Consider the following 7,829-nt stretch of genomic DNA (forward strand, 5'->3'; position numbering starts at 1 on the left):
GGCTTCAGGAGTTATAAAGATATGTCCGTATCCCCGCTTGCTACTGCACAAACTATCATGAAGACCTTTAAGGTCCTTCCTACTGTTCCGGCCGCAGCCTCACGCGCCATACAGCTCCTGAATGAGTCAGATGTTGATATGGGAGAGGTGGCGGATATTCTTTTGTCTGATCAGGTTATGGCCGCTCGTGTTATCCGGATTGTCAATTCCCCCCTCTATAAACTGCTCCAGGAGATTGACTCTGTTCGTCAGGCCCTTATCTATCTTGGTCCTCAACGGGTATTTGAAATTATTCTGACCTCCTGCTTTCTGGAACTTACTGATTCTCAAAGTCGCAGCCCGCTTAACATGCAGCATTGTTGGGAACATGCCTTTGGTGTTGGCCTGGTTGCGAAAAAACTGGCGTCTTTCAGTGATACTATTCCCCTGGATCAGGCCTACATTGCCGGTATTCTGCATGATATTGGTGAGGTAATCCTCAGTCAGCAACGCAGGGATGAGTTTACCCGCGTGCTGGTACTTGCCAGAGAGCGGGAGATTGATCTCCATCAGGCTGAAATGGAGGTGTTTGGTACCAGCCATGCCGAAGTGGGTGGGTTGCTGGCTGAACAATGGCGTTTTCCTGAGGTCTATATTGATGTGATAAAAAATCATCACGGAACAAGTACTGATGCAATGTCTCCATTAACGCACCTGATTTATATTGCAGACAAAGTATGTCTGAATGTCGGGTTTTGCTGTAAATATGAAAGTGCAGAGCAGCGTGAAGGCGAGGTATATGGTGTAGATATGCTTGAACTTGAACGGCAGCTAGCCGGGCTTGGCGTAAAGCGTCTGTCAGATTTCCGTTCTTCACTGGCAGAGCTGGTTCAGCAGGTGAAGCAGACTGTTGACTCAATTTATGGCTGATTGCATAGATAGGTCTCATGTAGTAAAACGGCTTACTGGGGAGACAGAATGCTGTCAATTTCCCGGTCAAGTTCTTCAAGGTGGTCAGCAAACGGTGCAGTCCAGTCTCTGTCATTGAGTGAGAGTGCTGAAACAACGTCATCTGGTAGTGGTGTTTCATTCTTGGCCAACTGATTCGACAAAAAGATTATTTGTACCATATTTTTGTAGTTCTGGGCTTTTTCCAGTGTGTGGTGATGTTTGATTACTTCCTGAATTTCCTCTGAAAAATTCCATTTTTTTGCGACCAAAGCTCCTAATGTTTCATGGTGTTCCCGTATTAGCTGGTCCCGTTTTTCTTTGTCCAGATCATACTTGGACAACATTTCAAGCATGACGATCCAGCCAAGATCATGCAGTAAGCCGCAAACAAAGGCTTGGTCATGGTTTTCACCCATATCCCGTGCAAGTTGTTTTGCAATCATCCCCACCATCATTGAATGGTGTAGAATCTGTTCAATCTGTTCGGCATGGAGGGGAGAAAAACCGCTGAGAGCATTGACCGTAACAATACTCATCAACGACTTGAGCCCCATATAGACCACGGCATCCCGCAGGGTATCAACTTTACTGCGCCTGCCATAGAAAGGCGAGTTGCAGACCTGCAGCACTTTTGAAACCAGCAGGGGATCGGTCAGGCATTCAACAACCTGATCAATCGTAAGACTTGGGTTGTTGATCTTGTCCATCAATAGCTGCATTTCAGCCGGCAGTGGGGGGATGTCAATCGCACCTTTCCGAATCAGGTCATAGACTTCATTCAATACAGGATCAAGGCTGGACTGTCCACTCAGTCTGGCTTCGTCTATCAGGACGGTGGAGTCAAGTAAAACCTGGGTAGGTTTAATGTTAACCGGGCTGCAGAGAACTGAGGCAGGTAGAAAATCGTTAAAGCGAAAACGACCTGCACGCCAGGCAAGTGAGGTGGTTAATGATTGCTCTGCCAGTGTGGTTATGATCCCCCCCAGTTGTTCCAGTGGTATTCCTTCTTCGCTTGATAACATGCCCATAAATGATATTCCCAACTGCTCTGCTTGTTTGAGCGTATCCATGATCCGCTCTGTTGAAAGTCCAAACTGCTCATGGATAGAATCATAAAGCAGTTCGCCCTCTTGGTCACACCAGACAAAGATTAATCTGCCGTTTTGAAAGAAAAAACGGCGTACATACTCTTCATGGGTGACAACCAGTGATCCTGATTTTTTTGAGTTCTCTATCCACTGAATAAGATCAGCAAGGGACATCAAGCTTAAAGAGCCTTCAATGGAGCGGGAAATCCTCTCGTCACTCTGATCGTGAAATGCAGGTTGCATGGATGGCCTCGCTAATTGTGTGTAGAGATATGAGGTCTGCATAAAAAGTATAGCTGGCCTCAAAACTTATGCAAGGAGCTAAATGACTTTGGAGATAATCAGCTTCGGCATTACATGCCCTGTTTGGGGGGGACGTACGGGCAAAAAAAGTTGCCTTTTGCCAGCCTATCTACTATGTTGACAATCCCAAATTCATATATCCTGCCGGTTTCGGAAGAGTTCCCATGTCAAAGACACAAAGCCTTGAACAGTTACGTGGCGAAATAGACCAGATTGATAGTAATCTGGTTGAGCTATTGAATCAGCGTGCCAGAGTGGCTTCAGATGTAGGCAGGCTAAAAGCAGGGCAGGATCGTGATTTTCATGTGCCCAGCCGTGAGCGGGAGGTTCATGAGCGGGTTGCCCGTTTGAATCAGGGGCCTTTGCCTGAAGAAGCCTTTCGCAGCATTTTCCGTGAGATCATGTCTGCCTGTTTGGCATTGGAATCCCCGGTAAAGGTGGCTTTTCTTGGGCCAATGGCAACCTTTACCCATATGGCGGCCATGCAGCAGTTCGGTTTATCAGCTCAATTGGTTCCTCAGAAATCAATTCCAACGGTTTTTGAAGAGGTTGAAAAGGGCAGGGCGCTGTATGGCGTGGTGCCGGTTGAAAATTCTACCGAGGGGATGGTGTCCCATACCCTTGATATGTTTGTTGAAAGTGACCTCAAGATCACTGCTGAGGTGCTGCTTGAAGTCTCCCATGATCTGCTGTCCCGCACCGGTCGTATGGAGGATGTGCGTAAGGTCTATTCCCACCCGCAGGCATTGGCGCAGTGCCGTCATTGGCTTGAGGAAAACCTTCCAAATGTGCCACTGGTGGACGTAGCATCAACTGCCCTTGCAGCCCAGATTGTGTCTGAAGATTTAAGTGCTGCCGCCATTGCCGGTTGTTCTGCTGCTGAGCATTACGGTCTGAAGGTGGTCCGTTCCCGCATAGAGGATCAGGTTAACAACTTTACCCGTTTATTGTGGTATCGAGCAAGCTGGCAGAGCCTTCCGGTAATGACAAAACGTCGATTCTGTTTTCGGTTAAGGATGAACCAGGTATCCTCTACCGGATGCTTGAACCGTTTGCCCGACGTGGGGTCAACCTTTCCAAGATTGAATCCCGTCCAGTCAAGACCAAGGCCTGGGAATATATCTTTTTTCTGGATATGTCGGGTCATGTTTCTGAGGCACCGGTTGGCGAGGCCATTGAAGAGTTACGGAGTTTCTGTCAATTTTTAAAGATTCTCGGTTCTTATCCAAAGGCACGTTGATGATTAAGACGCTTGCTGTCATTGGAGTAGGTTTGATCGGCGGTTCCTTTAGCAGGGCTTTGAAAGCTGCAGGGGTTGTACAGCGGGTGATTGGTTTTGACCTTGACCCGGACAATTTGGCTGAGGCGCTACAGTTGGGTGTGGTTGATGAGGTTGCTGCTGACTATGCAGCAGCTGTATCCGCTGCTGATCTGGTGTTTCTGGCAGTACCGGTGCGGGCAATGACAGCTGCGGTAACCGCTTGTGCTCCGTATCTGCCTGCTGGTTGTGTGGTAACTGATGGCGGCAGTGTTAAGGAAGATCTGGTAGCTGCCTGCGAGCCGTTGATGCCTGAAGGTTGTCACTTTGTTGGTGGACATCCGATTTCCGGCACAGAGCATTCAGGTGCAAAGGCCTCATTTGCCACACTGTTTCAGGGGCGTCGCTGTATTTTGACTCCTACCGGTCGTACTAACCAACAGGCCCTTGAGTTGGTACAACGTCTCTGGGAGGCAGCTGGTAGTCGGGTTGAATGCATGGAACCGTTGACCCATGATCGGGTCTTTGCTGCGGTATCCCACCTGCCGCATATGGTTGCCTATGCGCTGGTACATGCGGTTGATCGATCAGCTGAAGAGGAGGAGAATATTCTGGCCTTTTCTGCTGGCGGGTTTCGTGATTTTACGCGGATAGCCTCCTCTGATCCTTCCATGTGGCGCGATATAGCCCTGATGAATCGTCTGCCGCTTCTGTCAGTACTTGATCGCTACCAGCAAGAGTTTGCTGCCCTGAAGGAAAAGGTTGCTGCTGGTGATGGTGTCTGGCTTGAGAACTATTTCACAACATCCAAACGCCTGAGAGATGAAATAATCTGATTATTACCGGGGGATGGTGCCCCTTGAGGTGACTATGCACGAACATGCACAACCGATAACCGTTGCACCTGTCCAAAAACTGCAGGGAGAGCTTGCTGTCCCTGGTGATAAGTCCATCTCCCACCGTGCCATCATGCTGGGTTCTCTGGCCCAGGGGACGACCCGTATCAGTAACTTTTTGAGAGGTGAGGATAACTTCTCAACCATGAAGGCTTTTCGTAGTATGGGGGTGCCGATTGAAGATGATGGTCAGACCGTCACGGTTCATGGGGTTGGTCTGCATGGTCTGAAAGAACCGGGTGATCTGCTGGATTGCGGGAATTCCGGCACAACTATTCGTTTGATGACCGGCCTTTTGTCTGGTCAAAGCTTCTTCTCGGTGCTTACCGGTGATCAGTATCTGCGTAAACGTCCCATGAAGCGGGTGGTGGAGCCGTTAGTCCGGATGGGGGCACAGATTGCCGGTCGCGGGGGTGGAACCCTCGCCCCTTTGGCCATTACCGGCGCCAGTTTGTCCGGTATTGACTACCAGTCACCGATTGCCAGTGCTCAGGTGAAGTCTGCCCTTATGTTGGCTGGTCTGTACGCTGCTGGAGAGACAAAAGTTACAGAACCCTCACTTTCCCGTGATCATTCCGAGCGGATGTTTCGTTTCTTTGGCGCAGACCTTGATACTTTTGATAATGGTGTTGCCGTGCGCGGCAGCAGGGAGTTGAAGGGGCAAGACATTGTGGTGCCTGGCGATATCTCCTCCGCAGCCTTCTTTCTGGTGGCTGCCCTGATTACGCCTGGCTCAGAACTGTTAATCCGCAATGTGGGGGTAAACCCTACCCGTACCGGTGTGATTGATATCCTGCAGGCAATGGGCGGAGATATCACCTTGCAGAATCAACGAGAGGTCTCAGGTGAACCGGTGGCTGATCTGATGGTCCGTTCTTCGCGTCTAAAAGGGATTGAGATCGGTGGCGATGTTGTGCCCCGTGCCATTGATGAATTTCCAGCCATCTGTGTGGCCGCAGCAGTGGCTGAAGGTACCACCACAATCAAAGATGCCAAAGAGCTACGGGTTAAGGAAACAGACCGGATTGCCGCCATGGCCAGTAATCTGCGTACTGTCGGTGCAGGGCAGATTGATGAAACTGAGGATGGCATGATCATCCAGGGGGTTGAATCGCTCTCTGGTGGTACGGTAACCAGTTGTGGTGATCACCGGATCGCCATGTCACTGTCGGTAGCAGCACTGGTCTGCAAGAATGAAATACAGATTGATGATATTTCCTGTGTTGCCACTTCTTTTCCTGGGTTTTATGAGCTATTAGCTAAGGTGGCAGTACGATGAGGCGTGAGCGTGGTGTTGTCATTGCAGTTGATGGGCCTTCCGGTGCTGGTAAAAGCACGATCAGCAGGGCGTTGTCAAAACGGCTTGGATATCTTGAAATCGATACCGGTGCCATGTACCGGGCAATGGCTTGGCTGGCCCGTGAAGCTGGACTCGATTTTGAAAATCATCAGGCCGTCAAGACGTTCAGTGACCATGCTGAGGTGGAACTTCTGCTGCATAATGGGACAACACGGGTGCTGGCCAATGGCCAGGATGTAACCAGCGAGATCCGTACCCCTGAAATCTCCATGCTTACCTCAAGGATTTCAACCCTTGCGCCAGTGCGCGAGGCGATGATGAACCTGCAGCGGAAAATGGGTGCCAAGGGTGGTGTTGTGCTGGATGGTCGCGACATTGGCACCGTGGTGTTCCCCGATGCAGAAATTAAATTCTTTCTGTCTGCATCTGCTGAAGAGCGAGGGCGTCGTCGGTTTCTTGAACTGCAAGCTAAAGGTGTTCAGACCACCCTGCAGGAAACAATTGATAACGTTGCCCAGCGTGATCAGCAGGATTCAGATCGGGAGCTTGCCCCCCTGCGTCAGGCTGATGACGCGATCCCGATTGATTCTACCGGACTGTCCATTGAGCAGGTAATTGCTCTGATGGAACAGGTCTATCGTGAACGAACAGCAGGAAAGGATAGAGAACAATGAAGGTGATGCTGGCAAAACGGGCCGGATTCTGTTTCGGTGTCAAGCGTGCCACCCAGATGGCCTTTGAGGCTGCTGGTAAAGATCAAAAAACCTTTACCCTGGGGCCGATTATTCACTCGCCACAGGTTGTGAACAAGCTGGAGGAGATGGGTGTCGGGGTGGTCAAGGATCTCTCCGGCGTCAGTAATGGCACCGTTATCATCCGTTCCCACGGGGTGCTGGCAAGCGAGATGGATGAGGCCAACCAAAAACAGCTGGAGGTGGTGGATGCCACCTGTCCCTTTGTCAAAAAGGCTCAAGAGCATGTGCAGTATCTGTCTGAGGCTGGTTATGACGTGCTGGTGGTGGGAGATGCAGACCATCCTGAAGTACAGGGGATTGTTTCTTACGGGAAAGAAAAGGTCTATGTGGTTGCCTCGGGAGATCAGGTTAAGCAACTGCCTAAAATGGGTAAAATGGGGGTTGTTGCTCAGACCACCCAGTCCTTTGACAACCTGAAGAGTGTCGTTACCGCATGTTTGCGTCGTGGCGGCGAGGTGCGGGTTTACAACACCATCTGTGATGCAACCGCCGTGCGTCAGCAGGAGGCCACAGAACTGGCCCAGCAGGTTGATTGCATGATTGTGATCGGTGGCTTTAACAGTGCAAATACCCGCCGTCTTGCGGAGATCTGCACCGAAATTCAGCCCAGAACCTACCATATCGAAACTGCTGCTGAGATCGATTGCTCATGGTTTCAGGGGGTTGAAACCGTAGGTGTGACCGCTGGCGCATCAACACCGAAATGGATCATTGACGAAGTGATGGATCGACTTGATCAGGTAAACAATTCACATTGAATTAAATACAAAAGTGTGTAAAAGTAGCCAACTCGCGTCTGCTATCGGTCGGCGGTAGTCGGCGGCGAAAATTAACCAGGGGGTATTGGTCACATGACTGAAGTTAAACGACTCAACGTAGATATGGATGATATGGACGTTGAGCACCAAAGTAATGAATTTGCAGAACTGTTCAGCGCCAGCTTGAAAGAGCAGGAGCGGCCTGAGCGGGATAAAATACTTGAAGGGACCGTTGTTCGTGTTGATCCTGATACGGTACTGGTTGACGTGGGCCGTAAGTCTGAAGGCTTTGTTCCCATCAGTGAGTTCCGGGATGCAGAAGGCAACGTGTCGGTCTGTGTTGGCGATAAAGTTAAAGTGGTGTCCAGCCGTGATGGCGGTAACAAGTTTTCCAAGAAGCGTGCTGACCAGATGGCAGCCTGGGAAACAATCCATGAAGCTGGCGGCGAGGGTGCTGTTCTTGAAGGTACGATCATTGCCAAGACCAATGGTGGTTTTACCGTTGCTATCGGCGGCATCAATGCATTTCTGCCTGCATCAT

7 protein-coding genes and 1 pseudogene are annotated in these 7,829 nt (G+C 50.2%); 7 read left to right on the forward strand and 1 reads right to left on the reverse strand.

All coding sequences use genetic code 11. From position 1 onward, the window contains the following. Positions 1-21 precede the first annotated feature (21 nt). Entirely contained in the window at positions 22-909 is an 888-nt protein-coding gene (locus tag OEL57_RS11320) for an HDOD domain-containing protein (protein WP_300740643.1), read from the forward strand. A gap of 32 nt (positions 910-941) precedes the next feature. Here OEL57_RS11320 and OEL57_RS11325 read toward each other — a convergent pair whose 3' ends face one another. Further along, positions 942-2,261 (reverse strand): HDOD domain-containing protein, encoded by a 1,320-nt coding sequence (locus tag OEL57_RS11325; RefSeq protein WP_300740644.1) that lies wholly within the window; start codon positions 2,259-2,261, stop codon positions 942-944. A gap of 224 nt (positions 2,262-2,485) precedes the next feature. On the opposite strand from OEL57_RS11325, the pseudogene pheA reads away from it, so the two are divergent. The 6 genes and pseudogenes from pheA to OEL57_RS11355 form a co-directional block, all read left to right on the forward strand. After that, positions 2,486-3,561, forward strand: a pseudogene (gene pheA / locus OEL57_RS11330) (prephenate dehydratase). Then, the gene (locus OEL57_RS11335) at positions 3,561-4,415 is read left to right on the forward strand and encodes a prephenate dehydrogenase (RefSeq protein WP_300740645.1); all 855 of its coding nucleotides are present in this window, start codon (positions 3,561-3,563) and stop codon (positions 4,413-4,415) included. The pseudogene pheA and the gene OEL57_RS11335 overlap by 1 nt, the downstream one beginning before the upstream one ends. A gap of 34 nt (positions 4,416-4,449) precedes the next feature. Next, positions 4,450-5,754, forward strand: a complete 1,305-nt coding sequence (aroA, locus tag OEL57_RS11340; protein ID WP_300740646.1) for a 3-phosphoshikimate 1-carboxyvinyltransferase — start codon at positions 4,450-4,452, stop codon at positions 5,752-5,754. Then, positions 5,751-6,449: a (d)CMP kinase gene (gene cmk / locus OEL57_RS11345; RefSeq protein WP_300740647.1), complete on the forward strand. Its 699-nt coding sequence runs from the start codon at positions 5,751-5,753 to the stop codon at positions 6,447-6,449. Before aroA ends, cmk begins: the two co-directional genes overlap by 4 nt. Further along, a complete protein-coding gene (gene ispH, locus OEL57_RS11350; RefSeq protein WP_300740648.1) occupies positions 6,446-7,288 on the forward strand; it encodes a 4-hydroxy-3-methylbut-2-enyl diphosphate reductase in 843 nt (280 codons plus the stop codon). Before cmk ends, ispH begins: the two co-directional genes overlap by 4 nt. A 93-nt stretch (positions 7,289-7,381) precedes the next feature. Beyond that, positions 7,382-7,829: S1 RNA-binding domain-containing protein (locus OEL57_RS11355; RefSeq protein ID WP_300740649.1), on the forward strand; the 448-nt coding region annotated here is incomplete at its 3' end.

It is taken from the genome of Trichlorobacter sp., assembly GCF_030247655.1.
Classification (GTDB): Bacteria; Desulfobacterota; Desulfuromonadia; order Geobacterales; family Pseudopelobacteraceae; genus Trichlorobacter.

Excerpts from the sequence above, each read along its gene's own strand:
- OEL57_RS11320 (WP_300740643.1), top strand. The coding sequence starts at position 22 with ATGTCCGTATCCCCGCTTGCTACTGCACAAACTATCATGAAGACCTTT.
- OEL57_RS11325 (WP_300740644.1), bottom strand. The coding sequence starts at position 2,261 with ATGCAACCTGCATTTCACGATCAGAGTGACGAGAGGATTTCCCGCTCC.
- OEL57_RS11335 (WP_300740645.1), top strand. The coding sequence starts at position 3,561 with ATGATTAAGACGCTTGCTGTCATTGGAGTAGGTTTGATCGGCGGTTCC.
- aroA (WP_300740646.1), top strand. The coding sequence starts at position 4,450 with ATGCACGAACATGCACAACCGATAACCGTTGCACCTGTCCAAAAACTG.
- cmk (WP_300740647.1), top strand. The coding sequence starts at position 5,751 with ATGAGGCGTGAGCGTGGTGTTGTCATTGCAGTTGATGGGCCTTCCGGT.
- ispH (WP_300740648.1), top strand. The coding sequence starts at position 6,446 with ATGAAGGTGATGCTGGCAAAACGGGCCGGATTCTGTTTCGGTGTCAAG.